This window comes from uncultured Photobacterium sp. (genome assembly GCF_947039875.1).
Taxonomy (GTDB): domain Bacteria; phylum Pseudomonadota; class Gammaproteobacteria; order Enterobacterales; family Vibrionaceae; genus Photobacterium.
Window position 1 is genome coordinate 138761 of sequence record NZ_CAMRAN010000001.1, and the last position, 26293, is coordinate 165053.

The 26293-nt window shown below is 38.0% G+C and carries 26 protein-coding genes; 9 read left to right on the forward strand and 17 right to left on the reverse strand.

The features are described 5' to 3' along the window. The first annotated feature begins 147 nt into the window (after nt 1–147). Nucleotides 148–867 (forward strand): purine-nucleoside phosphorylase, encoded by a 720-nt coding sequence (gene deoD / locus Q0V26_RS00545; protein WP_080175075.1) that lies wholly within the window; start codon nt 148–150, stop codon nt 865–867. 99 nt (nt 868–966) lie between these two features. Here the strand turns inward: deoD and Q0V26_RS00550 are convergent, their stop codons facing one another. Further along, nucleotides 967–1581 carry an AhpA/YtjB family protein gene (locus Q0V26_RS00550; protein ID WP_297474756.1) on the reverse strand — a complete coding sequence of 205 codons (615 nt, stop codon included), beginning with the start codon at nt 1579–1581 and terminating at the stop codon, nt 967–969. Between the two features lie 265 nt (nt 1582–1846). Between Q0V26_RS00550 and serB the strand changes: the two genes are divergently transcribed. After that, nucleotides 1847–2812, forward strand: coding sequence for a phosphoserine phosphatase (serB, locus tag Q0V26_RS00555; protein WP_297474758.1), 966 nt, complete (start codon nt 1847–1849; stop codon nt 2810–2812). Between the two features lie 80 nt (nt 2813–2892). Here the strand turns inward: serB and Q0V26_RS00560 are convergent, their stop codons facing one another. Continuing rightward, nucleotides 2893–5247, reverse strand: a complete 2355-nt coding sequence (locus tag Q0V26_RS00560) for a PilZ domain-containing protein (protein ID WP_297474761.1) — start codon at nt 5245–5247, stop codon at nt 2893–2895. A 151-nt stretch (nt 5248–5398) separates the two neighbouring features. Between Q0V26_RS00560 and radA the strand changes: the two genes are divergently transcribed. After that, nucleotides 5399–6790 carry a DNA repair protein RadA gene (radA, locus tag Q0V26_RS00565; protein ID WP_080158430.1) on the forward strand — a complete coding sequence of 464 codons (1392 nt, stop codon included), beginning with the start codon at nt 5399–5401 and terminating at the stop codon, nt 6788–6790. A gap of 92 nt (nt 6791–6882) precedes the next feature. Here the strand turns inward: radA and Q0V26_RS00570 are convergent, their stop codons facing one another. Further along, nucleotides 6883–7866 carry a M23 family metallopeptidase gene (locus Q0V26_RS00570; protein ID WP_297474764.1) on the reverse strand — a complete coding sequence of 328 codons (984 nt, stop codon included), beginning with the start codon at nt 7864–7866 and terminating at the stop codon, nt 6883–6885. 270 nt (nt 7867–8136) lie between these two features. Next, on the reverse strand, nt 8137–9804 hold the full coding sequence (gene ettA, locus Q0V26_RS00575) for an energy-dependent translational throttle protein EttA (RefSeq protein ID WP_297474766.1): 1668 nt from the start codon (nt 9802–9804) through the stop codon (nt 8137–8139). Between the two features lie 312 nt (nt 9805–10116). Here ettA and sltY point away from each other — a divergent pair, with 312 nt between their 5' ends. After that, complete coding sequence (gene sltY, locus Q0V26_RS00580) at nt 10117–12054, forward strand: murein transglycosylase (protein ID WP_297474768.1); 1938 nt, start codon at nt 10117–10119, stop codon at nt 12052–12054. Nucleotides 12055–12289: 235 nt separating this feature from the next. Beyond that, entirely contained in the window at nt 12290–12607 is a 318-nt protein-coding gene (trpR, locus tag Q0V26_RS00585) for a trp operon repressor (RefSeq protein WP_297474770.1), read from the forward strand. Between the two features lie 55 nt (nt 12608–12662). On the opposite strand, the gene yjjX is transcribed toward trpR, so the two are convergent. From yjjX to Q0V26_RS00615, 6 genes are all read right to left on the reverse strand, one after another. After that, a complete protein-coding gene (gene yjjX, locus Q0V26_RS00590) occupies nt 12663–13178 on the reverse strand; it encodes an inosine/xanthosine triphosphatase (protein ID WP_297474772.1) in 516 nt (171 codons plus the stop codon). Nucleotides 13179–13308: 130 nt separating this feature from the next. Beyond that, nucleotides 13309–13947: a helix-turn-helix transcriptional regulator gene (locus Q0V26_RS00595; RefSeq protein ID WP_297474774.1), complete on the reverse strand. Its 639-nt coding sequence runs from the start codon at nt 13945–13947 to the stop codon at nt 13309–13311. A 687-nt stretch (nt 13948–14634) separates the two neighbouring features. Beyond that, entirely contained in the window at nt 14635–16215 is a 1581-nt protein-coding gene (gene ahpF, locus Q0V26_RS00600; RefSeq protein ID WP_297474776.1) for an alkyl hydroperoxide reductase subunit F, read from the reverse strand. A gap of 252 nt (nt 16216–16467) precedes the next feature. Then, nucleotides 16468–17025, reverse strand: coding sequence for an alkyl hydroperoxide reductase subunit C (gene ahpC, locus Q0V26_RS00605; protein ID WP_080158421.1), 558 nt, complete (start codon nt 17023–17025; stop codon nt 16468–16470). A gap of 273 nt (nt 17026–17298) precedes the next feature. Next, nucleotides 17299–17715: a universal stress protein gene (locus Q0V26_RS00610; RefSeq protein WP_297474779.1), complete on the reverse strand. Its 417-nt coding sequence runs from the start codon at nt 17713–17715 to the stop codon at nt 17299–17301. After that, nucleotides 17708–18244 (reverse strand): HPP family protein, encoded by a 537-nt coding sequence (locus Q0V26_RS00615; RefSeq protein WP_080158419.1) that lies wholly within the window; start codon nt 18242–18244, stop codon nt 17708–17710. Before Q0V26_RS00615 ends, Q0V26_RS00610 begins: the two co-directional genes overlap by 8 nt. A gap of 217 nt (nt 18245–18461) precedes the next feature. On the opposite strand from Q0V26_RS00615, the gene Q0V26_RS00620 reads away from it, so the two are divergent. From Q0V26_RS00620 to Q0V26_RS00630, 3 genes are all read left to right on the forward strand, one after another. Further along, nucleotides 18462–18839, forward strand: a complete 378-nt coding sequence (locus tag Q0V26_RS00620) for a hypothetical protein (protein WP_080158418.1) — start codon at nt 18462–18464, stop codon at nt 18837–18839. 448 nt (nt 18840–19287) lie between these two features. After that, a complete protein-coding gene (locus tag Q0V26_RS00625) occupies nt 19288–19806 on the forward strand; it encodes a metal-dependent hydrolase (protein WP_297474783.1) in 519 nt (172 codons plus the stop codon). A 37-nt stretch (nt 19807–19843) separates the two neighbouring features. Continuing rightward, on the forward strand, nt 19844–20341 hold the full coding sequence (locus tag Q0V26_RS00630) for a GspH/FimT family pseudopilin (protein WP_297474785.1): 498 nt from the start codon (nt 19844–19846) through the stop codon (nt 20339–20341). A 118-nt stretch (nt 20342–20459) separates the two neighbouring features. On the opposite strand, the gene Q0V26_RS00635 is transcribed toward Q0V26_RS00630, so the two are convergent. From Q0V26_RS00635 to Q0V26_RS00665, 7 genes are all read right to left on the reverse strand, one after another. Beyond that, nucleotides 20460–21008 carry a hypothetical protein gene (locus Q0V26_RS00635; protein ID WP_297474788.1) on the reverse strand — a complete coding sequence of 183 codons (549 nt, stop codon included), beginning with the start codon at nt 21006–21008 and terminating at the stop codon, nt 20460–20462. A gap of 66 nt (nt 21009–21074) precedes the next feature. Then, entirely contained in the window at nt 21075–21596 is a 522-nt protein-coding gene (locus Q0V26_RS00640) for a hypothetical protein (protein ID WP_297474790.1), read from the reverse strand. A gap of 84 nt (nt 21597–21680) precedes the next feature. Further along, nucleotides 21681–22028, reverse strand: a complete 348-nt coding sequence (locus Q0V26_RS00645) for a hypothetical protein (protein WP_297474792.1) — start codon at nt 22026–22028, stop codon at nt 21681–21683. Nucleotides 22029–22524: 496 nt separating this feature from the next. Continuing rightward, nucleotides 22525–23220 carry a DUF3592 domain-containing protein gene (locus Q0V26_RS00650; protein WP_297474794.1) on the reverse strand — a complete coding sequence of 232 codons (696 nt, stop codon included), beginning with the start codon at nt 23218–23220 and terminating at the stop codon, nt 22525–22527. Between the two features lie 123 nt (nt 23221–23343). After that, a complete protein-coding gene (locus Q0V26_RS00655; RefSeq protein WP_297474796.1) occupies nt 23344–23748 on the reverse strand; it encodes a hypothetical protein in 405 nt (134 codons plus the stop codon). After that, nucleotides 23745–23963 carry a hypothetical protein gene (locus tag Q0V26_RS00660; RefSeq protein ID WP_297474798.1) on the reverse strand — a complete coding sequence of 73 codons (219 nt, stop codon included), beginning with the start codon at nt 23961–23963 and terminating at the stop codon, nt 23745–23747. Before Q0V26_RS00660 ends, Q0V26_RS00655 begins: the two co-directional genes overlap by 4 nt. A 77-nt stretch (nt 23964–24040) precedes the next feature. Continuing rightward, on the reverse strand, nt 24041–24748 hold the full coding sequence (locus Q0V26_RS00665; RefSeq protein ID WP_297474800.1) for a hypothetical protein: 708 nt from the start codon (nt 24746–24748) through the stop codon (nt 24041–24043). Nucleotides 24749–25090: 342 nt separating this feature from the next. On the opposite strand from Q0V26_RS00665, the gene Q0V26_RS00670 reads away from it, so the two are divergent. After that, nucleotides 25091–26122 (forward strand): hypothetical protein, encoded by a 1032-nt coding sequence (locus Q0V26_RS00670; RefSeq protein ID WP_297474803.1) that lies wholly within the window; start codon nt 25091–25093, stop codon nt 26120–26122. The last annotated feature ends 171 nt before the right edge of the window (nt 26123–26293 follow it).

Consider the following 26293-nt stretch of genomic DNA (forward strand, 5'->3'; position numbering starts at 1 on the left):
CCTTGCGTAGTAAAAAATGGACATATTTGTACGATAACGATCGTTATCAGATCGCTATTAAACGATGATCAGCAAGAGACAGCCGATAAGCATAAACATAGCTTGTCATCATTGAGTGCTGATTCAATTAACAGAAAGGATATAACTATGGCTACTCCACATATTAATGCTGAAATGGGCGATTTTGCAGACGTAGTACTAATGCCGGGTGATCCGCTACGTGCTAAGTTCATCGCTGAAACATTTTTAGAGAATGTGACAGAAGTATGTAACGTTCGCGGCATGCTTGGTTTCACTGGTACTTACAAAGGTCGTAAGATCTCTGTTATGGGCCACGGTATGGGTATCCCTTCTTGTTCTATTTATGCGACAGAGTTAATTAAAGACTTTGGCGTGAAGAAAATTATCCGTGTTGGTAGTTGTGGTGCGGTACGTGATGACGTTAAATTACGCGATGTTGTTATCGGTATGGGCGCATCAACCGATTCTAAAGTAAACCGTATCCGTTTTGGTGGCCATGATTTCGCAGCAATTGCAGATTTCGGTATGGTACAAAATGCAGTCGACGCAGCAAAAGCAAAAGGCATTCCTGTGAAAGTAGGTAATATCTTTTCTGCTGACTTGTTCTACAATCCTGATTTTGATTTCTTCAAAACAATGGATAAATACGGCATTGTTGGTGTTGAAATGGAAGCGGCGGGTATCTACGGTGTTGCAGCAGAGTTTGGTGCTAAAGCACTGACTATCTGTACTGTTTCTGATCATATTCTACGTGGTGAAGCAACAACATCAGAAGAACGTCAATTAACGTTCAACGAGATGATTGAAATTGCACTAGAATCAGTATTACTTGGCGATGCTGAGTAATCAAATGCTTGATTGATACTGTATATCAGTCGTCATAAGTATTAAAAAAAGCGGTAACAGTTCAGGCTGTTGCCGCTTTTTTATGGAGGTAAAATGCTATTACTGATGCTGATTACGCAGAAAAGGAAAACTGCCTTGATAACGTTGACGGCTAAAGACGACGGTCAGTAAGATTCCAATAATCAGTGCAGCAATAATCAGCCCGCGAATAATTGCGGTCATGGTCGACATTTGATCAATGGCATGCGTGAGTAATTTATCTCGTTCCAGCGTGATGCGTATAAATCCAATAATATGGTTATTCATCAACACTGGCTCTGCAATTTGTTGGCGACCAATACTTGCGATGGCTAATGGTGTCGATAATCCTGTCAGTTGCTCTAATGGCAAGGCCGTTTTTGTTTTTGCAAGCGCTACCCCTTCAAGATTATAGATAGTCGCATCTAAGATGAGAGGTTCAGCCGCTAAATTATTGACTAATAATTGCAGTTGGCGTTGATCTTTATTTTTAATATCAGTGGCGGCATTTTTAGCTGCTTGACGAACAATAACTTGCGATAAGGTTTGAGTTTGCTCACTGAGCATTTGGTAATTTTGTTGGCTAAGGATCGCGCCATATTGCAGTATGCCAATAGATATTAATAGGCATACAAACAAGATCATGGCTTTTTGTAGCCGCTGACGTTGCCACCGCTTAGTGTTCCATTGAATCATTCATATCACCCGATTACTCTGATTAAGGTTATTCTACACTAAAAAATAACGGATGATTATTTCCCCCTGATAAGGATTTGTTACTGTTTATTAACACACTTCCCCGTGAAATGGATAATAAATAAAATAAGATATAAGTTTATGATTTAAAATAAGTTAATTGAAGTTTATTAGTTATTGATATAACAATAACTTTACAATTGAACTTGCTCTTCATGTGCACAATCGTTAGGTTTATAGTAATTAAATTGTTAAGGATGACGCAATGGATGTTGCTAACGTACTCAAAATCAATAAACACCCGACCTTATATAAACGCTTTCCAGAAATATTATCCGTTACTAATACCAGTAAACGCCAAGCAAATTGGTTGGTATATGGTTCCCATATCACACTCGATAATATTGACGCTATTAATGCTGTTGCCATCACTAATATTGAGATTGTCGCTGCTTGGAAAGTGGGATCGTATGATGTGATTTTGATTGCCAGCGAGCTAACACCAGCCCAACAACAGATCGTGATTGATCTGCAATTAGATGTCGCTTATGTCAGTGATATTCCTGATTTATCAATGCCAGGGATTGTGGTGTTAGATATGGACTCGACCGCGATTGAAATTGAATGTATTGATGAAATCGCCACCTTAGCAGGGGTCGGTGAAGAGGTTGCCGCAGTGACTGAACGGGCGATGTTAGGCGAGTTAGATTTTGAACAAAGCTTACGTCAACGGGTCGCAACGTTAGCTGGAGCTGATGCAGCGATTCTAACGCAAGTGCGGGATACGTTGCCGTTAATGCCAGAATTACCACAACTTATTGCCACTTTGTACCATTATGGCTGGCAAGTTGCGATTGCATCGGGTGGGTTTACCTATTTTTCTGATCACCTTAAACAACAGTTTAACTTGGTGTCAGCGACATCAAATACCCTTGAAATTATTGATGGTAAGCTCACAGGTAAGGTGAAGGGTAAAGTCATTGACGCGAAATCAAAAGCGGAAATTTTACTGGCACTGGCTGAAGAATTTGATATTGAGCCCCATAATACGGTGGCGGTTGGTGACGGTGCTAATGATTTGTTGATGATGGATATTGCTGGATTAGGCATTGCTTATCACGCGAAGCCCAATGTTGAGCAGCAGGCAGATGTGGCGGTTCGACATGCCAATTTAGGCGCGATTATTTGTATTCTATCAGCGTCGTTAGCCGAACAACGCTTAGCATGGTAGCGGTTAGCATAGTGAGACAATGAGTATGTTAATTACCCTCAAACATTCCGCACCTGAGAGGGTGCGGAAGGTGATTAGACTTAATGTATTTCAAGCCGAATTAAGACTTCATCGGTAATATCAAAAATTTCACCACAGCCAATTAATGAAGTAAATTCCATTTCTAATGCACGTGCACGGTGTAATGTTAAACGGGCTAATTTACTGAGTTTTTCACCAATCAATGCCGTCAGTGGATTTAATAATGGTAGTGCTGTAATACGCACTGCAAATAGATTGCCGTGTTGCCGAGCGTACTGAATATAATCCCGTTGCGCGGCCAGATCATCGAAATCACAGCGCTGTTTAGTCTCAATGCTATGTATCTGCTTATCACGATACTCAACCGCTAAATATAACTCATGAATAAACGGCTGTTGTTGCTGTTGTTTATCCCGTGGTCGCATGGGATCGGCGAGCATTTGTTTAACTCGTTGCTTAAAAATCACATCAAGATCTAAACGATCATTGTCACTTAGCTGATGCAGCATGCTTGCTAGGGGCGATAATGGGAAATTGGACCCGACAGCTGTAACTTTTATTTTATGATCTATCTTTTCTGCAAAATATGGCAAGCTATGCAGTCGTGTCAGTAGCATTTGATGCATGGTTAGCAACATTGCTGTTGATGGTTGTGGCTCCTTGCACAGGGCTAATTTTTCAAGGTTAGACTCAATTAAAGAACGAAGAAATTGCTCGCCTAATAACCCTCCCTCATTTTCAATGGTGATTAACTGAATATTTTTACCACTAGGACTTGTGCGAATAACCTGATAGGGCATTTTTTTTAGAATATCGTTTTTAGTGCTGCGAGCTAATTGTGTAAATTCAATTTGGACCGTGTCACCTTGTTTGCATCGTAATGGCTGATGTAAATTGATATTCAGTCCACGACTAGAAAAATCGATGGAAGTACCACTGAGCGTCTCATGATCTTGCTGTAATGTAATGGCTGTTTTATAACGAAATCGGTTTTCGCTACGTAGCGGTTTGGGATCAAAATGAATCGCTTCAGCTTGGCTGATTGGGTTACGCGGATGACGAAATTGATTCAACGCTTGTGGGGTTAAGGTTGATGTCACACCACACAGGTAATCAGGCTGAACCTCTTGATGGGTTAAATCTTCTAACGTCCCTATATGCGATAAATCCTGACAGTAAGTCATCATTTCAGGTGTCAGTTGTGCTAGTGCTTGTATGCCATTTTTGGCTAATGGGTACATGGTTAACCGCATAACGCGCCAACTATCACGCTTAGCACCTATCTGCCAAAATAACAGCCGTTGTTGGCGTGTCATTTCAGGGAGGGCTGCCGAATAAAAATAGCGTTGGCCTTGGTGCTCATGAAAGAAGCTATAAATTAAAGTGCTGGTGTGAGAGATGCCACTTAGTTCAAGGTTATTGATTCGCGTTGCTGACAGTAGGTGATTGATCACGGGTTGATTGCGTTCATCATGCCAGTATTGCCATTGATGTTGATTATGGTCAGTCAATAAACTGTATTTTAAATGCTCACCTGCAAAAAATAATGGCATCGTAAGGGTATGTTTAAGGTAGCAATGCTCATAACCTTGGGTGCGCAATTGAATGATTTTGTCATCGTGGTTGTTACGGCTTAACGATTGGTGCTGATCATGCTTAATAATCGTTTGTAAGGCAGTATTGTCTGTTAATGCCAATAAACGTAACCATTTTATATTGTCGTTATCTTGAATATCATCAATGCCTAAAATACGGTAATGGTAGCTTTGATTGAGGCGTGCATCTTGGTATTGTTGTGCTAATTGGGGAAATGATGCCGTAATGGTTTGACCTAATTGATAATCAAATGCGGCGGGTACCTTACACTTCGCGCCTGAAAAAGACAGATCAACCGTGGTGGCTAACACCTGTTGCTCATTACTCAAGGTTAATGCGATTGGCGTGGCAATACTGAGTCGCTTTTCTTCGCGGCTAAGATAGTATCCAAATCGAATTAGCTGGGCTTGAAATAAGCTACATGGATTATCTTCTGGTGTAGTGTAGATCGGTGGCATTTTTTGTTGCTGGTGAAGAATACGAAAATTATTGTGAGTATTAATTAATTCTTCATACAAGCCATAGCAATATTGTCCAGCAAACACTGCTTTACGGTGATGATAAATGTTAATAGCCACATCATCTAACCAATGGCTATGACCACTAAAGATATATTCTCGACATTGACCTTTAACCCGTCCTCGCAGATCAATAATTTTATTGCAAGGGGTCATTAAGCGATTGATTTCCATTTTTATTTGGAGTCGCACCGGACCTGTTTCGTGGTCAGTTAATGATTTGAACGCGACCTCAAAATCGGGATGGTTATAAATTGGCAATAATTGCTCAATCAATGTTTTATAATTGTCGAGATGCATGATTTGGATCTATTGATGAATGGCTAGTTGTATCATCGACCAACAGCGTAAAAAATTTAGGGGTAACTGACATATAGTTGTCGTTATTCGATAGTTTATTGACGCTAAAATGGTTTGTGATTGTGAATAATAAACTGATGTAGGATATAGAATGGCAAAAGCAGCAAAACGAGCATACGTATGTAGTGATTGCGGAATGGATTTTGCGCGTTGGCAAGGCCAATGTTCAGGGTGTAAATCATGGAACACTATCACTGAATTTACTATTCCAAATACCAAAAGTGGCGTCGCAACCTCAGCTCGTTCAAGTCTGTCTGGATACGCAGGTATTGCGGGCGGCGGTTCTAAAAAATTACATGAAGTTGAAGCGGTTGATGCCCAAAAAATGCTAACAGGCATCGGTGAGCTTGATCGCGTGTTGTGCGGTGGATTAACCACTGGCTCAGTCAATATTATTTCAGGTGATCCAGGAGCGGGTAAAACCACCTTGTTATCTGATTTAGTGGCAAGAATGTCGAAATTAATGCCATCATTGTACTGTACTGCGGAAGAATCATTATCACAGTTTAAAAACCGTGTTAATCGTCTCAAACTAAGCTGCAATGAAGATAACTTATATCTAATGGCAGAAACCAGTGTTGAAGCGATCATCGCTGAATTAGATGCGAAACAGATTAAGTTTGCAGTTATTGACTCCATTCAAGCGGTATCAACCGAATTGGCCAATGGTAGCCCAGGTTCACCGTCACAAGTAAAAACTGCGGCGCAATCATTGACGCAATATTGCAAACAAAACAACGTTACTATGTTTTTGATTGCCCACGTTAATAAAAATAACGAAATAGCAGGTCCACAGACATTGGTACATATCGTTGATGCGTTATTGCATATCGATACTAATGATGGTCAAGTCCGGACATTACGCGCCAATAAAAACCGTTTTGGTGATGTGGATACGGTTGGTATTTTTCGTATGACCGAGCGCGGAATGCTTAGTGTTGATAACCCTAGTGAAATTTTCTTATCGGGATCAACCACTGAATCATCAGGCTCTGCAATTACCTGCATTCGTAAAGGTAATCGGAATATTTTACTTGAGATCCAATGTTTAACCACTGAAACAGAAGGGGAGTTTCCTCAACGGGTTTGTGTTGGCTTAAACATGAATCGCATTAAAATGCTAACAGGTATTTTACGTAAGCATGCGAAAACTAAAATCTTCCATGATACTTTTTTTAATATTGTCGGTGGTTTAAAAATTGATGAGTCAGAAACTTGTATCGATTTAGCATTGGTGGCGGCATTATTAAGTAGCTTAAACGAGTTTGTGGTACCGCGTACAACCTGCATTATGGGTGAGCTAAGTCTAAATGGTGATGTGCGCCCAATAGACAGTGGCGTGCCACGGGTAAAAGAAGCGGCGCAACATGGCTTTACGGAAATCTTTATTCCTTATCGTAACTACCATAAATCAATGGAAGGTTTAGGCGCGAAAATTGTAGCGGTCAAAACTATCCATGAATTGATTGAACTGATTAATTAATATTAATAGCGTCAATTAAGGTCAACAAAAAGGCCAATCACGATAATGTGGTTGGCCTTTTTATTATTCGTTGTCGGTGAAATTGTTCTTGCTTATAGATCGTCTTGGTTTGGTGATGGTTCAGTATGACTTGCGGTGGTAATACCAAGGTCGTGATTTTCATCCCCAGTCAATTGCACCTGCATTGCGACCATACTATTGATGGTATTTAACAGTGATGCCCATTGGACATTCTTTTCTTGTTTAAATAAAGCATCAAAATTTTCAATATCCCATTTCACAAATGGTCGTGGGTTTAATGGTTTGCCTAAAAAGCGAATTTCATAATGTAAATGGGGGCCTGTTGATAATCCTGAATTGCCAGTCCAACCAATAAGTTGGCCTTTTTTAACAAACTCGCCTTGTTTCACTTTAAATTTATTGAGGTGTGAGTAAGTCGAAATAAACCCCATCGTATGATTAAGGGTTAATTGATTACCATAACCATAATTACTGCTACGGGCGCGTTCAATAACCGCATCGGCAGGGGCATAAATTGGAGAACCAATTTTAGCAGCAAAATCAAGGCCATCATGACGTTTGCGTTTTTTAGTGATCGGATGAACACGCGTACCAAAGTCAGATGTTAATTGAACATTAGGGGTTGGAGCACCATTGGGAATCAATTGAAACAAGGTTGCTCTAACGGCTGAGTTAATGGCTGCGGTATCGACCCGTTGGGTGATGGTTTGGTTATCCGCTGGTGGTTCAATACCCAATATAGTTTCCATATCATCAATCCGCTGATTCAGTGCAATTAATGATTTTTTCTTGGCGGCTAATGCTTGATTGAGATCTTGATTCATTGCCGTTTCTTCTGACAGTGAGGCACTCAATGATAATGCTTGTGCACTGAGTTTTTGGGCTTTGAACTGTGAAATTTTAGCGTTTTGGTAAAGGTGGTACATTGAATAGCCACCATAACTAAGCAGACCGCATACTGCAAGAATGATCACTGCACGGTAATAATACTGTCGCGGACGTGAAGGTTTAGTGCTGGATGATGATGTTGACATTGGTGGTTCTAAATGAGACATAATCTATGCTTATTATTGATAAATAAGAGAAAGTCGACAATCAACAACGAATTTAAGCTTGCCATTGTTGGGGTAAGAAGTGCCAACGAGTGATAAATAATAAGTTATTGAGTCTATGTCTTCATTTTCATTATTGCTAGTTATCATGTCACAAAAATGAGGCGATATTGTATCTATTGATTAATGCTTAATTAAAGTTATTGGTTTTAAAGAATATTTTATTTTGATAAAAAGAGCTGGTTAAACAGCTCTTTTATAGGGCAACACTAATTATTTGGTAATACGTTTGTATTTGATGCGGTGAGGATCAGCGGCATCAGCCCCTAGTGTTTTCTTCAACCAATCAGTGTACTCAGTAAAGTTACCTTCAAAGAAGCTCACTTTACCTTCATCGCGATAATCAAGAATATGCGTTGCAACACGGTCTAAGAACCAACGGTCGTGCGAGATAACCATTGCACAACCAGGAAACTCAAGTAGCGCTTCTTCTAACGCACGTAATGTTTCCACGTCAAGGTCGTTGGTTGGTTCATCGAGTAGTAATACGTTACCGCCCGCTTTTAGCAGTTTCGCTAAGTGAACACGGTTACGTTCACCACCTGATAAATCACCAATGCGTTTTTGATGATCACTGCCTTTAAAGTTAAAGCGTGATACATATGCACGTGCTGGGATCTCAAAGTTGTTGATCTTGAGAATATCAGCGCCTTCAGAGATTTCTTGGTAAACCGTGTTATCGTCGTTCATGCTATCGCGGAACTGATCAACCGATGCGAGTTTTACCGTTTCACCTAACTCAATGGTGCCTGAATCTGGTTGTTCTGCGCCACTTAACATCTTAAATAAGGTTGATTTACCTGCACCGTTAGCACCGATAATACCGACGATGGCACCTTTAGGCATACTGAAGGATAAATCATCAATTAATACACGATCACCAAACGATTTGGTTAAGTTTTTAACTTCAATGACTTTATCGCCTAAACGTTCACCTGGCGGAATAAATAGTTCATTGGTTTCATTACGTTTTTGGTGATCGCTAGTATTTAGTTCTTCAAAACGCGCCATACGTGCTTTTGATTTAGCTTGACGACCTTTAGGGTTTTGACGCACCCATTCAAGTTCTTTCTCAATGGTTTTTTGTAAAGCACGTTCTTGAGATGATTCTTGTTTTAGACGGGCATCTTTTTGCTCAAGCCATGAAGTATAGTTACCTTGCCATGGAATACCTTCACCACGGTCAAGTTCTAGAATCCAGCCAGCAGCGTTATCAAGGAAGTAACGGTCGTGGGTAATTGCCACAACAGTACCACTGTAATCAACCAAGAAGTGCTCTAGCCACGCCACTGATTCAGCATCCAAGTGGTTAGTAGGTTCATCAAGTAGCAGCATGTCGGGCTTATCAAGTAATAAACGACAAATAGCGACACGACGGCGCTCACCACCAGAAAGATTTTTAACCACAGCATCCCAATCGGGTAGACGCAGTGCATCGGCAGCACGCTCAAGTTGCATGCCAAGGTTGTGACCATCTTTGGTTTCAATTAACGATTCCAAATCGCCTTGTTCTTTTGCGAGTGCATCAAAATCAGCATCAGGTTCAGCGTAGGCTGAATAGACTTCATCGAGACGAATGAGCGCCTCTTTAACATCTGAAACAGATTCTTCAACAATTTCACGTACCGTTTTGGTTTCATCCAATATCGGTTCTTGAGGTAGGTAACCGACTTTAAGGCCAACTTGAGGACGTGCTTCACCTTCAATATCAGTATCGATGCCTGCCATGATGCGCAGTAAGGTTGATTTACCTGAACCGTTAAGACCAAGTACACCAATTTTGGCACCAGGAAAAAAACTTAGTGAAATATCTTTTAAGATTTGACGCTTAGGTGGGACGATTTTTCCCACTCGCGACATGGTATAAACGTAATCAGCCATATCCGTGTGTGATCTCTAATCTGAAATGAAGCTTATATAGTACCTATAATCTTTAAAAGTTCATTTGAATTGTTATTAATTTCGCGGCTGGGCAAGGTATTTTAGCGATAGAAAGGGATTGTTTGTTGTTATCGTTGCTACCACAATCAGATTCCATCGTAATCACAATTTCGTGAATGCATGTAATGCTTATGTAATAACTTACGTAATAACTTGTGTAATAACTTGATTCTGTATTAATGTGGCTTTTTTTTGCTATTCTTGAGCAAGGATTGTACATGTGTTTTAGTGTTTTTTGATATGGAGTTAATCGTGGCACGTCTATTTAGTTATTCTCGCGTTTTTTCATTTGCTTTGTTGACGGTCGGATTAACGAGCACAATAACAGCCCAAGCGGCTTCTTTAGAGCAACAACGGACATGGTATAAACAAGCGCAAAATGCGTTTTCAGCTAATAATATGGCTGTGTTTAATCAAAAAAAAGCCCAATTAGGCGGATATTCACTTTACCCTTATTTGGAGTACAATGAATTTAATGCTCAGCTTGCAATGAAAAAACCAAGTCAAGTTCAGGTTTTTATTGATAAATATAATATGCTGCCATTTAGCGTTATAGTTAAGAAACGTTATTTAAACCAGTTGGTTAAGACTGGGCGATGGCGTGATTTTTTAATAATACAACCTGCAGTACCACATAGTACTGATCTTCAGTGTGCATTTTATTATGCTAAAGAAAAAACGGGTTATACTCAATTAGCATGGCAAGGCGCTGAGAAATTGTGGCAAACAGGCAGTTCACTGCCAAAAGAGTGTGATAATTTATTAGATAGTTGGAGTGCGGCTGGTAAACGTACCAATACTATGGTGTTGGATCGAATGGTATTAGCATATGCTGAAGGCAATAAAAGTTTATTAATTTATCTTGATAAGCTCTTAACCGGTAACGCACAAGCAACAGGTCAGAAAATATTAGCATTATACGATCGGCCGCAAAATGTGGCGATATTTGCTAAAAAAAGTAAAGTTACGCCTTTTAGTCAAGCTCTGACTAAAAATGCTTTTTTACAGTTAGCTCGCACTGATAGCAAACAAGCGGTTGCAGTGTATGACCAAGTTATACGTGCGCAACATTTTGATAAAGCAACCAAACAAATATTGGCAGATGCTGTCGCTTCACGCTTAATGTCAACCACAGATACGAGACTAGCAAAGTGGCGTGATAGTAAGTTAGCACAGAGTGATAATACTAGCCTTCTAGAACGTCGTGTACGTAATGCTATTCGTGAGGCAAACTGGAAACAAACTCAACTGTGGATTAATCGCTTACCCAAAGAGGCGCAACAGACACCGCGTTGGAAATTCTGGAAAGCAAAATTATTAGCGCAAAACGGTAATAAAAAACAAGCGAATAAAATTTATACTTCATTATTAGGTGAGCGTGATTTTTACAGTGCGGCCTCGGCAACAATATTACATAAACCGATTGTGTATCCGCTAACGAAAGCACCGACATCGACCGCCTTATTAAAGCCTTATCAAAAGAGCTTAGCGCTTGTTAAAGAATTGATGGCACTTGATAAAGTGACTGCTGCTAACCGTCAATGGGGTTATCTGTTATCTAAAATTACTGATGTACAAACGAAGCGTCAACTCGCTGTATATGCAGACAAGCATCAATGGCATTACCTTGCTATTCAAGCTACGATTTCGGGTAAGTTATGGGATCATATGACGTTGCGCTTTCCATTGGCATACAAATGGTTATTTGATTCTTTCAGTAAGCAGCAGAATATTCCAGCCTCGACGATGATGGCATTAGCACGTCAAGAAAGTGCGTTAAATATTCATGCCGGCTCACATGTTGGTGCAAGCGGATTAATGCAACTTATGCCAGCAACGGCAGCTGAGACAGCGAAAAAACTTAATTATAAATATAAAGGCAAACAAAGTTTATTTGATCCTAGTGTTAATATTCGCTTAGGTAGTGCATATTTAAAAATGATGTTAGAGCGTAATGATGGTAATCGTATCTATGCTTTTGCATCTTATAATGCCGGCCCTGGTCGAGTCTCGCAGTGGAAGAAAGTGACGGCTGGTAAACTGGACGTTTATGCTTTTATTGAACAAATTCCATTTAATGAAACCCGTGGTTATGTTCAAAATGTATTGATGTTTGATATTTATTATAATGAATTGATGGGACGTAAAGGGGTATTATTTAGTCCACAAGAACAAAAAGCCCGTTATTAACCATTACTCGAGTATTGTAAATAAACCGCTATTGTTATGTTAAAAATAACAGTGGCGGTTATTTATTAATAAGAGGATATTTCTATAAGCGTTAGCGTTTTAATATTAAATATCATACTGATTGATATGAAGATTATTTAGCCAGCAAAGATTAGGATTATAACCGTTACTTGGTCTGATGTGGGAATCGGGGTACACTGCATCGCGTATATAATGCCTTACGGGATAAACGAAAATGGCTGTAGACTCACCAAAGTATACTGATTGGCAACAGATTCTAGATTTACTTCAACAAGCTTCTGTGGAGCAACGAGAACAGTTATTGTTTAAAGTATTATTAACTCATGATGAAAGAGAGGCTTTAATCGCACGAGTGAACATAGTACATGAGCTACTAAATGGTGAACGTAGTCAGCGTAAAATTAGTGAGTTACTTGGTGTTGGGGTAGCAACAATTACCCGTGGTTCAAATGAACTTAAGCATCAAGATGATGCAACCAAAGCATGGTTAGCTAATTTTCTAGCCAAAAATGTCCCATCAGCCTCAGAATAATACTAATTAATCGTTATTAAAATATCGCGCGTTAGTCATACACTTTAGATTATCTTTAGTATAATTCAGGGTGCAAAAAAGGGATTAACGCGAGAATTAAAGCTTGTTGATAAACACTGCTACGGCTCAATAAATGGTGGGTTAGCATCGCAATAGCTCCACCTTTTTGTTTAATATTTTGCTGGGTAAACATCTCATCCATCACATCCCCCAACTCCATTCCTTGGGCTATTTTTTCTAATGCCAATAGCGGCAAAGGTAACGAAGCCGAACGGGCTGTAGATTGTTTACCTTGATACTCAATCACCATCCACGCAAATGTAAAATTATCATCGAGTCCTGCTTCTAGGCCAACAATGTAATCGGCATTAGGGTAACGTTTGCGACATGAAATAACACGATTATTAGCCCCTAATAATGTTTCTTCACAAGTTAATGGTTGATCGCGTACGCCACTTTCAGTACTTACCCCTGTTATGGAAAATACTTGTTGAGGAAAGGCTGCCGAGAATGCATCAGTGACGGCGGTTATTTTGGCTGGATTGGTTGAGGCAACAATAATAGTAGGCATAATGGTATATTCGGTTAAATAGAGTATTGAATAACTTAAAAATAACCGCTTTATGTACGAAATAACAGTAATAAAAAGCCCATCTAAAAGATGAGCTTTCTTTAATCCCTAATTGAGCCGGCTGTCGTAATTAACGATCGTAAGCCCAGTCTGATTGGATAATGTAACCGTGAATTTGAAACTCACCGTTATTTACAAATAGATTTGGAAAATCAGGTTGTGAGGTTGAGAATACAACACCATCAGCCAGTTGTGTCATGTGGTAAAAATCAGGTTCACTATCACGTACAGAAGCAAATACAGGTTGTTTAGGACGATAAGCCGCTTCTTTGGTTGCTAGTGCATAGCTACCTACTGGCGCACAGTGTGAAATATTTTCATTATCAATAAATAAGCCTAGGCATGTATCACGCTCTAAATGCTGGGGGATCGCACGTTTACTGATCACCTCAACAGAATCACCTAAATTGTAAGCTGAAAAATCTTTACGGTGGATCACCGGAATATAGGTGCACGTTGCAGAGCTATCATGTTCAGTGCTGATAGTTGTCGTTGCCTGTGTTCCGGTATCAATTTGACCAGTTAGGATATAACCAATTGATGTATTAAGTGTTTCAGCGATTTTTTCTAATTCGCGAACTTCAATACCGTATTTACCTGAAAGCTTACGGCTCATTGTGCCTTGTTGAAGGTTTAATGCTTCACCAAGTTGCTTTTGGCTGATGCCTTGAACTTTAGCTAAACGTTTAATTCTCTCTAAATATTCCATGTAACTAGCTTCCTGCTTCAAATAGGGGGGTGAATATAATATGAATTCTCAATAGTTATAAAAGATATTACTTAAAAGTGTAGAAAAGGAATCATTGTTACTTAAAAAGTGGGATTGATTTGGTTAAAGGAATATACCCCACAGGAAAGATGGGTAAAAAAGGGAACAAAATACGCAGAATGAAATAAGTTTTGATAGTGAAAGGTTAACCTTTATACCGTGATTATGTTCGGGCGTGGTAATCAGAATATGAAGCGGAAAAATAACATATGGTTATAACGTTATGATTCTAAATAACTAAAAAGTAAACTTGATAGTGTTAAATGTTATGATGGCATTTGTTTTTTTATTTTTGTAAATCGGAGCTTATTTTGTAAAGTAAGGGGGTTTAATGATAATTAAGACAATAATAAAATGAAGTAGTTTTTATGGGTATTAATTTTATTATTGATTCATTTAAGAATAATGCGAATTCGATAAATATTAAATACTGCTTGGTATGCTTAGTAGGTATTTAATATTTTAGTTTGAAAAGACTATGTGCCTTATTGTTTTACTTATTGATAACTATTCATAATGTCTGCTAATGAAATGTACTTTTATCTTTGTTTATTTTTCTTAGAGAAAAAAGGCCCATTCTTTAGAACAGGCCTTTACTATTATTTTCTTATTATATAAATAAAAGAATTATTTAGCAGTTGGTGCTGGAGTACGAATTAAGTAATCAAATGCACCTAAACTTGCTTTCGCGCCTTCACCCATCGCAATGATGATTTGCTTGAAAGGCACAGTTGTCACGTCACCTGCAGCAAAGATGCCATTAACGTTAGTATTACCGTGAGCACCAACTTCGATTTCACCACGTGGTGTTAAGGCAACGGCTGACTCTTTTAGCCATTCAGTGTTTGGCACTAAACCAATCTGAACAAAGATACCTGCAAGTTCAATGTGTTTGATTTCATCAGTGTTACGATCTTTGTAGCTAATACCCGTTACGCGAGTACCATCGCCAACCACTTCTGTGGTTTGTGCCATTTTAATAATGTCGATATTCGGCATGCTTTCTGCTTTGTTGATCAACACTTGGTCAGCACGTAGGGTGTCAGCAAATTCAAGCACCGTAACATGCTCAACAATACCCGCAAGGTCAATTGCCGCTTCAATACCTGAGTTACCACCACCGATAACCGCAGTACGTTTGCCTTTAAATAATGGACCATCACAGTGAGGACAGTAAGCCACACCTTTATTACGGTATTCTTGCTCTCCAGGGACGTTCATTTCACGCCAGCGAGCACCTGTACTGATGATCACGCTGCGAGATTTTAAAATTGCGCCACTTTCTAAGTAAATATGAGCATAACCATCATCAGTATCTGTTGCAGCAACGATATTGTTAACACGTTGTTCGCTCATGATATCAACGTTATATTGTTTTACATGCTCTTCTAAGCTTGCCGCTAAATGAGGGCCCGTTGTTTCTTGAACAGAAATGAAGTTCTCGATAGACATGGTATCCATTACTTGGCCACCAAAGCGCTCGGCAACAACACCAGTACGAATACCTTTACGTGCAGCATAGATAGCAGCGGATGCGCCAGCAGGACCACCACCAACGACTAATACGTCAAATGGGGCTTTATCATTAAGGCTTGCTGCTGCTTTTTTAGCGGCGCCTGTGTCTAGCTTATTTAAAATTTCAGTTAGCGACATGCGGCCTTGACCAAAGACTTCACCGTTTACATAAACAGTCGGTACCGCCATGATATTACGTTCAGTCACTTCAGCTTGGAAAGCTGCGCCATCAATCATGCTTGCTTTAATACGTGGGTTAATCGCTGCCATCATGTTAAATGCTTGCACAACGTCAGGACAGTTTTGGCAAGAAAGTGAAATGAAGGTTTCAACAACTATGTCTTGATCTAATGCTGCAATTTGATCGATAACTGGTTGTTCTAGTTTCATTGGGTGACCACCGCTGTGCAGTAGTGCTAATACCAATGAAGTAAATTCGTGTCCCATTGGCAGACCAGCAAAGCTCATTGAGGTCTGTTTGGTTGGGTTAACCACTTGCATTACAGGTTTACGTACGCTGGCATCACTGTCTTCAATAATACTCACTTTATCGTTTAGTTCTGCAATTTCGTAAGCCAATTCATGCAGTTTTTTTGCAGTGTCACTATCATCTAAACTTAATACCAGTTGTACATCAGTTTTTAAATTTTCTAAATACGCTTGTAGCTGCTGCTTCATGTTTTGGTCTAACATAATCTTGCCTTTTTAATTGTTCACGGCTTAACAGTAGATAATCAATGCGGGTCTACTGAAATACGACATATTGCCTATATAAAAAGGCGTAAATATGTTTGAAGGTCTTCTAATTAATAAGGCACCAAACATGTGATATATGTTTGATGCCTTATTACTTTTAAATAAACGGATTATTTAAAAGTAGGATGAGCCATATTTATTTCAGATTCGGCGTCAAAAATGAATATTGTCATCAAAGGTTAAATAAGATTAGATCTTACCAACTAGGTCTAGAGAAGGTGTTAGTGTTGCTTCGCCTTCTTTCCATTTTGCAGGACAAACTTCACCTGGGTGTGCTGCAACATATTGTGCTGCTTTCACTTTACGCATTAGGTCTTCAGCTTCACGGCCAATACCTTCTGCAGTGATTTCCATTGCTTGGATAACACCTTGTGGGTCGATTAGGAAAGTAGCGCGGTCTGCAAGACCTTGACCTTCACGCATAACGTTGAAGTTATTAGTGATGTTACCTGTTTGGTCGCCTACCATGAAGTAGTTGATTTTACCGATTGTGTCAGAGCTGTCGTGCCATGCTTTGTGAGTGAAGTGAGTATCAGTTGATACAGAGAATACTTCAACACCGCGAGATTGTAGATCTGCGTAATGGTCAGCTAGGTCGCCAAGCTCAGTTGGACATACGAAAGTAAAGTCAGCTGGGTAGAAGAAGAATACTGCCCACTTACCTAAAACATCTTTTTCAGTGATGTCTACGAATTTGCCTTCTTTGTATGCTGTAGCGCTAAATGGCTTGATTTCAGTGTTAATCATAATATGGAATCCTTTTGAAAATAATTTTAATTTTTATGCTGTAGTGCAAATCAAATCTCTGAAGCCATTATTGTCAAAATGGGAATATTAAGGAAATCGTTAAAGCCGATACATTCAATAGTCAAAACCTATTATTGATAGAGGTGTGTTTTAAAGGAGAGGTGATGATTAGTAACAGCGGTAGGTATGAATAATAAATGAAGTGATTCGGTTAATGAAAAGGTCCTATTTGACAATCAAATAAGACCTTTAATAGAGGTAACACGCTTACCATCAAGACAAACTTAAAAAATCATGATGAGTCGCTAATTTTATGAGAAGCGCATTTTTAGATAAAAAACTAAAATAATGGTGAGAGTTAGCCATCACCACTAAATCAACCTCTAAATTTGTCGCCAATCGTTCAATAGCCATACCAACAGGTCCATTAACAATATAAACATGATCTCTATTTAAGGCCGTGTCTGTAATTAACGCCTGTATTTTTGTTTCTAGCTCGGCTTTTTCTGTATTAACAATACCATCCCCAACTTTATTTCCTAAATAGGCATCATCAGAAAATAGTTGTTCATCAAGATTGGTTGCATAACCGACAAACAGTTCTGCATTAAGTTGATCAGCTAAAGCCAACGCTTTGAGAAGATAGGGCTTAGAATCAATATCTAGCGCATACAATACTTTTTTATACATCTTTGCCTTCTTTAGGTTTATTAACCCATGCATATTCTAGACGAGAGACTAATGCATGGTACAACAGTGCAATTAGAACAATGATGCAGCTACCTGCAAAAATGGGATAAAACGCAAACAGAATGCTGGTATGGGCACCTAACATGATCAATAACGGGTTTCCGCCTGCGGGTGGATGGGTAACGTTAAGCATGATCATCATGAAAATCCCCACACCTACAGCTAGCCCAAGAGACCAAAACGTTACCGGTAAAAGATTGGCAAAGATAATGCCGATGATCGCTGTTGTTAAGTGACCGAATACGACATTTTTAGGGTGGGCTAAAGGGCTTTGTGGTAAACCAAAGACCAATACCATGGTGGCGCCAAACGGTGCGACTAATAGATAGTCACCCTTGGCAACGCCATCGACAAAGGCAAGAATACCAATACATAATGCAGATCCTGCTGCGGCAACTAACGCAATCATCCATAGTTTATGAGCTGGGTGGGTGATCTTATAATGGATCCCCTTTTGCATATTATCCATTCGTAATACTTACTTATTAGTTCAATTTATTAATATTATATGCCAATTATAGTTAAATGAGCGGGTTATTAATGCCTCATAAGTATTATCTAAGAATGCGGTGATGATAGTTATTTGCTTCTCAGCAAGAGTTTTTATCTTCAATGGCTATTGAGATAGTATTTTTTGAGAAAAACCTCATAATCGTGTAATACAAAACTTAAAGAAGAAATGACTCATGACTAGCTTTCAATATTACTTTCATAAACTGCCTTGTTATAAATGCAACAAAAATACAGTAAACGCAGATCTTGGTTGGTTAACACCAGCAATGAAAGAAGAGGTTGTCGCACAAGTAACAGCGATGATCGCACAAGGCAATGTTGATCCAGAATTGTTGGTGAACGTGACTTGTACTAAAGATGAAGCGCGTGATTACTTATTGCTAAACTTTTACGGTTACTCAGAAGAAGCACTAGCAAATCAAGTGAAAGCAGAAGATGAGCAAGAAGTAGCGGAAGAAATCGCAGAGCTACTAGCTGATGGTAGCGAGACTGCTGTGTTTGAACACGAAATCGTATTACAAAGTTGTACTGATTGCGGCATTGATGAGTAGTCACTCAATGTAATCATTAAACCACCATGTGCGCTATACGTAACATGATGGTTGATTTAAGGCGCTAGCAATGTAGATTTGCTGGCGCTTTTTTTTATTTTAATAGTTAAACCTTTGACTTTAATTCGCTCAATTCTCTTAATAATACAACTTAAAGGTTGTATTTAATGTTCGGTACAACTCTTGAGTTGTTTGTTGATGAAATTGCAACATTGCTCATATAGCAATGTAAAAAACCGAGTTAAGAAGATGACTCTAATGATCTTGGACTTTAGCTTAACTTCGATGATTAAGCTGATCAAAAAAGGAAGAATAATGAACGATTTTAACCTTGTATATCACAACTAGGACACAACAGAACAAGCCCGCGAACGCGAGTGGGAGCATAAACGCAGAGTTGGTACCGCCAGCCAAGTGGCCGCGTTTGTACAAGCATTGACGAACCGCAATGAAATGGCTCAACCACACCTTAATAGCCGGTTCACTGTGTGCCGTAGTTTCACCACCACACGTTGCCGTATGTGTAGCAGGAGCCACAGCCCCCGACTGGATGGAATACGTTGCCAAAATTTGTGGCCGCAAAATCAAACATCGAGGACCGACTCACGTTCTTACCCACTGGTTAATAGCTGCAATTGCATTCACTTTCATTTGGGATTACCACGGCATTTTTATGGCATTCGCCTGGGGCGGAGTCAGCCACATTTTAACTGACGCCATGACAGTAAGTGGAGTGCCGTTTTCCCCCTACAGTGACCGACGCTTTCACTTATTTGGAGGACGCTTTAGGACGGGCGACCCCATAGAATATGTCATATCAGCAGGAGTGATCATCATCTGCGTTGGCATCAGTCACTTGATTGGAGAGAGCAGTTTTAGCCCGTTTTTTTTCGATTGGGCTGGCTATTACGACAAGGGATTAATCGATGGTTCAGAGTGGAAAGCTAACCGCTTCAAATTCTTATGATGTAGTACAAATGTAATACATAAATAAAGGTAATAAATTGAATAAAAATGGATTTACATTACTAGAGTTGATTTTTACTATCGCTATTTTAGCGATAGTCCTCGCAGCCGCAGCACCTAGCTTTCATGGCTTAATAGCACGTAACAAGATGGAACGAACAGTTACCGAACTCAAAGGCCTATTCATTGCCGCCAAGTCAGAATCAGTGATGCGCAACAAAGAAGTGTACCTGCACACAGTAGGACTCACTGACACCAAAACCTATACCGATGACTGGTGCGTTATCGCCACCACCGAACCCACGGCCAACAGCTGCACCACCAACGACAACACCCTTTATATTGTTGATGGACATAGCCTCAAAGGATTAAACATCAAACGGCATACAGACTACGCCACGATTAAGATCGATAGCATGAATGGGCACCCTAAATTCAATGCAGGAGAGGGAATCATAGATTGGTTAACGTTTGAGAAAGAGAGTGGTAAAGCAGTCACCATGCAAATGCATATGTTTGGACGGTTGTATCAGTGAGGGGGTGATATAAATTAAACGACTGTAGTTAAGAAAAAGGCCACCGAAGCGACCTCTTAAATTGTTAGCATTTAACATCAAATCTATTTATGCGTACTTGCATGGAAGGTAAATTTAGTTATATTTTTAATACCCTTCGGATTCCCTCGATCGATATTGCTGAAATTAACACTATTGAAATATCATTTGTATAAAAATAAACAATAATATCAACAAACAGATTTAGGACTAACCAAAAAAGATCATAACAACGTCTAAATGCTATAAATTGATAAAAGTTACCCTTTTTAGCAAAAAAGACTTTTCTCGTACAATTAATCTCATTTAAATCATTATCGACAACAGAAGATATACATAACATTTTATATCGACAATAGTATTTAAAATACAAAATATCGAGAATTCTTTCCCTTAAAAAATTATTGATAATTCCACTTGGTATAATCATGTTTAAATGTAGCCCTTTCCCAATCTCATTATTATTTCCATTTGAGGTGAGAATGACATTTTCAACCAAGTCATAACCAATAAGCATTTCAATTAAAGTTAAATAAAACCAATAATATCTATTGATTTCTACCTTTAACTCATCTCCTCTAAACCATATCAACTGATAAAAACCATTTTTACTATATTCTGAGTTATCAATTACTTTTTTAGTTATCAATTTTCAACCTTTTATATCAAATAAAAATACCGCCTAAAATTGGGCGGTATTTAAGGTCAAATCTACTTATGTATACTGAACAGAAAATTTAATTAAAAAACCAGTTAGTAATACTAAGCCAGCTAATAATCCAGAAATCACTGTTGGAATTAAGGTAAATACCCAAATCCTAGCATTCCACAAGTTTGTCTGCTGCTCAATATGTTGAATTTCAGCCAAAGTATCCATTGTAGGTTGTCGAATTCTGTTTGTTATCTTTCTCATGTGAACAGCACCGCTAATCATTTTATACAATTCAAAACCAATAAAAATCATTAACGACAAAAGGATTAATGCGCCTGAAGTTAATACAGCCCAATCAGGTATATCTTTTTTTATACCTGACCATAATGTGAAGAAACCAACATAACCCGCTGCAATTATCACGTTACTATATGAATTAGCTTTACTGTATGTATGAGAGATTATTTCTTTTATAACTGCAACGTTCTGTTCCACTTGTTCCCTATCTCGATCCAGTTCAATTTGTTCTGTACGTTCTGCGAAAATTTTGTGTACATCAACCCTATTATCGTTTTCGTAACTCAATATTATTCCCCGAAAATCCCAATGCCTCGTCAGTATCTATTTTAAAGTTACAAATAAAAATTACTGTATTTAATAGTATGCGTTTTATATGGGTCGAGACCACGTAACGTCAAAAGAAAAACTTAAATCAATTTCACTTATCATCATTTCACACTCTATTTTTACGTCATAACAATTAGCATCATACTCACGTAAAATATGAACAAATTGTTCCTTAACAAAATCCTTTGATGCTGCTTCTTTTTGTTCTTTTGTTATGCCATTAACGATAAAACTACCTTTAAATGTAGTTTCTACATTGTTAGATTTATTCCAATCGTTATGTGAAATATCAGCAATCTTAGCTCGTACTTTATTTGCTTTCTCTTTATCACTATCAAGGTTAGTGAATGGGTTAACGGAGTAAGTTAATAAATAGAAACATAGGGTCATAATATATTCCAAGTATCAGATGTAAAACCAAATCATAGAACAAAGAGGGGCTGATCACAAGTAATTGTTTTTCCTAATAAAAACCCATTGTGACCAAAGTTTTTTTTGATTGTTCTATAGTAATAATTCAATTAATAAAATGGCAGATGAACTTGGTGAAATTGATAAATCTGTAAATATAATAATCCATCGCTATTAGATTCGTAGTGACCTTCAAAATATTCTTAGATTTATTTAAACCAACTAAATTTAACAATACCATCTCAGCATAAATCGTTTATCAGTCTGACATGACTCAAATAGCCCCTAGAAACGATTTTAAGACCATAAATATCGTTCACTCGACACCTACTATGACTTTTATCTAAAAACAGCCCTATTTAACAGTATGCATCTAACGCGCACTAACAGACAGACAGATTCGCGGTAACGTCCAGATACAACAAAGGCCGCCTAAGCGACCTTCTAAAATTCATATAACGGGTGTTAATTATGCCTATTCAACAACAGTTGGTAAAAATGAAACATCAAGGTAATGCTTCTTCGGCTTTGCCTTGTCCACATATACACTGATGTACTCATTCCTAATATAATCAGTCGGGTCAAACCACAAATTTTTACTTTTATATATATAAATATGGTTTGATTCTGGATCTAACCATTCTGCAACTATGCGATATGGATTACGACCATTCACTTGCAATGAATAATTAATCTCTACACTAGAAAATTTTGCTTCAACCTTTAGTCCATTCTCAACAAGATAATTTCCTTTTCTATTTTTAAGGAGATCAAACACAAGCATACCGAAACCAATAGATGAAAACACCATTCCAAAAAAAGCCAGTATTAAAGGCAGACCCCATAGCGAGAAAAATTCATTGATCTTCGCTTCATTTGGATTTGATTCTAAATACATGACCTCCACAAACTCTCCTACTTGATAGGAAGGAGGATTAGAACTAACGCTTGATGTAAATTCATAACCAATATCATTCGAATCGGAAAAGTACACTACGGGGGCATAACTAGAAGAATTATCTGATCTAGATTCAGCCAATCCGATTACTTCACCACTACCTATAACGGTGGCTTTAATAAAATCGAACGTGATTATGGATGAGAATACAGATCCTATGAGAAAGCAGATACCTATTATTGAAAATAATATTTTTATTTTTTTTATATTCATAGTTAGTGAAATAAGTTAGTGAAATAAGAGATTTATCTTACCCTATAAAAAGTCTAGGCCATAATTTGCTCAAAATGGCTGTATTTAACATCACTGATTTTATACGCACTAAATCGAAAGACTCTAGAACTTCTCGCACAAGGAAAGATCAGTAACATACTCACGCATTAAGTTTTTCTTGTAGCCAACCTGGAGGGGGCATTCAATCATGTTGTTAGGTTTTATCACAACATTATAAATTGCAATATTAAGAACTAGCCCTATAACCCCACCACCTATAAACATAATTCTCATACTAATTTTAGGTAACTCTTTATTCTTAATTGAGAACAATTCAAAAAAGCGGTTATAAAAAAGAACTAACCCCCCCCCAAAGCCGGCAAATAATATTGCCAATATATAACCAATAGGTTCATATAAAACAACTGAAGTTGCCTTGAATAAGGGCATTACAAGCTGCCAACAAAGCCAACCATAAGCGCACAAGAGTAAAGGTGCTGTTAAGCTCCAAATTATTTTATATCTCATTCAAAAGCTTCCAAAACCTTATTAATAAACTTAGATTCAAAATCGGTTGTTTTGTCTAATACCCACACAGAAAAACTAGATACAACAAGTGTTACACCCGAATATACGGCAGTTGAAGCAATAACAGGGAAAAGTGCAGCTGCTCCTAAAGCTAAACCTGAAGTAATTAAAATATTCATAAATATTTTAGCTTGATCAACACCTAACTTGTTCAATGTGTACTCATCATTCAAAACATACTGTAGAACGTTAATGGATGAACCGACCAATATTTCCATAAGGTGCGTTAGCACTACTTAATGCGAAGTTTTAAATCCAATTCAATATCTCGTATATCTTTTATTATATATTGATAGACTTGAACTAAAGACTCAGCACTACCAAACGATTCACCAATATTATAATTTCTCTCTTCTGGTAAAGTACTTAAGATATAACCATCAACTGAAAATATCTTATACTGCTCTCTTACAAGCCGTTCTAAATGCCTAACTCTAGCTAATAACCCTTTTAGTCTACCCAGATAATCACCATTAAAAGTGAATGTTGCCAACTCAGACTTGCTTACACTTTCAATATGACAACAAGGCTCAGGATCTATGGCGTAGCACTTAATAATTAGTTCATCTAGCCTATCAACAATAGATATTACACGTTGAAATTTAGCTCGTTGTTCAATAGATGGAAACTCTGCAACTTTATTTTGGTGTTCATAGAGAATTGTTTCAGAGAATAAACATTCAAATATAAGATCAAATGCAGCTAACTCCATGATAATTTCTCGATATATATGCATTTGTTGAGACAATGTATCTGTAAGTTTCCAATGAAAATAGGCTTTAACTGCGAGTAAAAACGCCAAAATAGTTGCTACGGAAGCAATAAAAGATGCAACAGGCATGATCCCTGCGCCGTTTAACATGAAACCAGCTCCCATTCCAACGAACAACAGCAACAATACACAAATCCAAAGAGTTATCGAATCCACAAATTTACTCATATATACCCTTAGTGAGGTTAACTTTTTACTTAACAATCTCAGAACGAGATCTCTCCCATGCTACCAAAAATGGTTGCAACAAGAGTGACATTTCTAACTTGCAGAACTGTGTGACATTTCTAAATGGTTGCAACAGGGGCTACAAATTTGGTAGTCATTACAGGTATTATGTTTAATCATAAGAAAAATTAAGGTTTTCGAATATCCTCAATCTATATATGTGAGCCACGCTTCAGAAAGCATCCCAGTACTATGTAAATGTATGATTGAACCATTATTAATAGTATCTGAATATATTCACATACTATTATCTATTAATGCACCATATATGGATATTACATAATGAATACAATCGATGCGATCCGTCCTAATGTAATAAATCTTTGTGAGGCTAAGCCCTCTAACGATAATCTATCTTGTTCAGCTACAAAAAAAAACCAACAAATCTCTTGGCCTCCATCTATAACTCTTAAATCAGATAATGGGATGTTTTTAAGTCGTATTAATCGAGGAAATCAGGACAACTGCGAAGCAAGTAAAAATCCAGACGACCTATATTGCTCTTTTAAAGTCGAATTAATTCCTAATGAAGATAACATGATTGCTCTAAAGGGAGATAATAACAAATACCTTAGTCGAATAAATAGAGGTCGTGTTAATCACGTTGAGTTTGCAAAAGATCAATTAGATGCTTTTTGTAAATTCAAATATATCTATATTAATGATAATACAATCGCACTGAAAGGTGATACAGGATTGTTTTTAAGTCGTATACGTCGAGGAAAACAAGACAATATAGAAGTAGAAAAGAATGAAATTGATTCTTATTCAAAATTCATAATTGGTGAGCATTTGCTACGTAAGGAAATTACCAATGTAGAATATGATTTGGTTTCAGCTAAAGCTATAGATACTACGCCGTTAGTTACGCTGGAATGCACTGTAGAAAATCCATTCGATACGGATATTGTTAAAACGCTTGAATATTCATACCAAAAGTCAACCGTAGGTACATGGAACAATGAGTTTGGAGTTTCCGTAGGTGCCGCAGTTAAATTTTTCGCTGGCATTCCATCCATAATTGGTGGGGAAATAACAGTTACTACTGATTTATCTTATAAACACGTGTGGGGTGGTAGCAAAAGCACAACGGAAACTATTACAGACACAACACAAGTAACCGTTCCTGCAAAGAGCAGAATTAAAATGCAAGTTGTTGTACTTAGAAAGGTTATTGATGTGAATTTTACATACACACTTATTCGCACACTCACAGATTCCACAGTTGAAACATATACTGATCAGAAAGGCACTTACCATAATGTTGATGGTTATGAGAGTTCAGCCAAAATAATGAGTTTAGAAAAGATATAATCTATAATGCGCATGTCTATTTTAAATTGGGTTCTGTTAAAAGCTAGAACCCAATCATAACAAAATGTGACATCTTAAAGTTGTTGCAGCAACGTGATCGCTATTCACTCAAAACGAACAGAATAGCCGGTGTTTTAATGGGTTTTCCTTAGTGAAAACAAAGATAAATCC

Excerpts from the sequence above, each read along its gene's own strand:
- deoD (WP_080175075.1), top strand. The coding sequence starts at position 148 with ATGGCTACTCCACATATTAATGCTGAAATGGGCGATTTTGCAGACGTA.
- Q0V26_RS00550 (WP_297474756.1), bottom strand. The coding sequence starts at position 1,581 with ATGATTCAATGGAACACTAAGCGGTGGCAACGTCAGCGGCTACAAAAA.
- serB (WP_297474758.1), top strand. The coding sequence starts at position 1,847 with ATGGATGTTGCTAACGTACTCAAAATCAATAAACACCCGACCTTATAT.
- Q0V26_RS00560 (WP_297474761.1), bottom strand. The coding sequence starts at position 5,247 with ATGCATCTCGACAATTATAAAACATTGATTGAGCAATTATTGCCAATT.
- radA (WP_080158430.1), top strand. The coding sequence starts at position 5,399 with ATGGCAAAAGCAGCAAAACGAGCATACGTATGTAGTGATTGCGGAATG.
- Q0V26_RS00570 (WP_297474764.1), bottom strand. The coding sequence starts at position 7,866 with ATGTCTCATTTAGAACCACCAATGTCAACATCATCATCCAGCACTAAA.
- ettA (WP_297474766.1), bottom strand. The coding sequence starts at position 9,804 with ATGGCTGATTACGTTTATACCATGTCGCGAGTGGGAAAAATCGTCCCA.
- trpR (WP_297474770.1), top strand. The coding sequence starts at position 12,290 with ATGGCTGTAGACTCACCAAAGTATACTGATTGGCAACAGATTCTAGAT.
- yjjX (WP_297474772.1), bottom strand. The coding sequence starts at position 13,178 with ATGCCTACTATTATTGTTGCCTCAACCAATCCAGCCAAAATAACCGCC.
- Q0V26_RS00595 (WP_297474774.1), bottom strand. The coding sequence starts at position 13,947 with ATGGAATATTTAGAGAGAATTAAACGTTTAGCTAAAGTTCAAGGCATC.
- ahpF (WP_297474776.1), bottom strand. The coding sequence starts at position 16,215 with ATGTTAGACCAAAACATGAAGCAGCAGCTACAAGCGTATTTAGAAAAT.
- ahpC (WP_080158421.1), bottom strand. The coding sequence starts at position 17,025 with ATGATTAACACTGAAATCAAGCCATTTAGCGCTACAGCATACAAAGAA.
- Q0V26_RS00610 (WP_297474779.1), bottom strand. The coding sequence starts at position 17,715 with ATGTATAAAAAAGTATTGTATGCGCTAGATATTGATTCTAAGCCCTAT.
- Q0V26_RS00615 (WP_080158419.1), bottom strand. The coding sequence starts at position 18,244 with ATGGATAATATGCAAAAGGGGATCCATTATAAGATCACCCACCCAGCT.
- Q0V26_RS00620 (WP_080158418.1), top strand. The coding sequence starts at position 18,462 with ATGACTAGCTTTCAATATTACTTTCATAAACTGCCTTGTTATAAATGC.
- Q0V26_RS00625 (WP_297474783.1), top strand. The coding sequence starts at position 19,288 with ATGAAATGGCTCAACCACACCTTAATAGCCGGTTCACTGTGTGCCGTA.
- Q0V26_RS00645 (WP_297474792.1), bottom strand. The coding sequence starts at position 22,028 with ATGACCCTATGTTTCTATTTATTAACTTACTCCGTTAACCCATTCACT.
- Q0V26_RS00650 (WP_297474794.1), bottom strand. The coding sequence starts at position 23,220 with ATGAATATAAAAAAAATAAAAATATTATTTTCAATAATAGGTATCTGC.
- Q0V26_RS00655 (WP_297474796.1), bottom strand. The coding sequence starts at position 23,748 with ATGAGATATAAAATAATTTGGAGCTTAACAGCACCTTTACTCTTGTGC.
- Q0V26_RS00665 (WP_297474800.1), bottom strand. The coding sequence starts at position 24,748 with ATGAGTAAATTTGTGGATTCGATAACTCTTTGGATTTGTGTATTGTTG.
- Q0V26_RS00670 (WP_297474803.1), top strand. The coding sequence starts at position 25,091 with ATGAATACAATCGATGCGATCCGTCCTAATGTAATAAATCTTTGTGAG.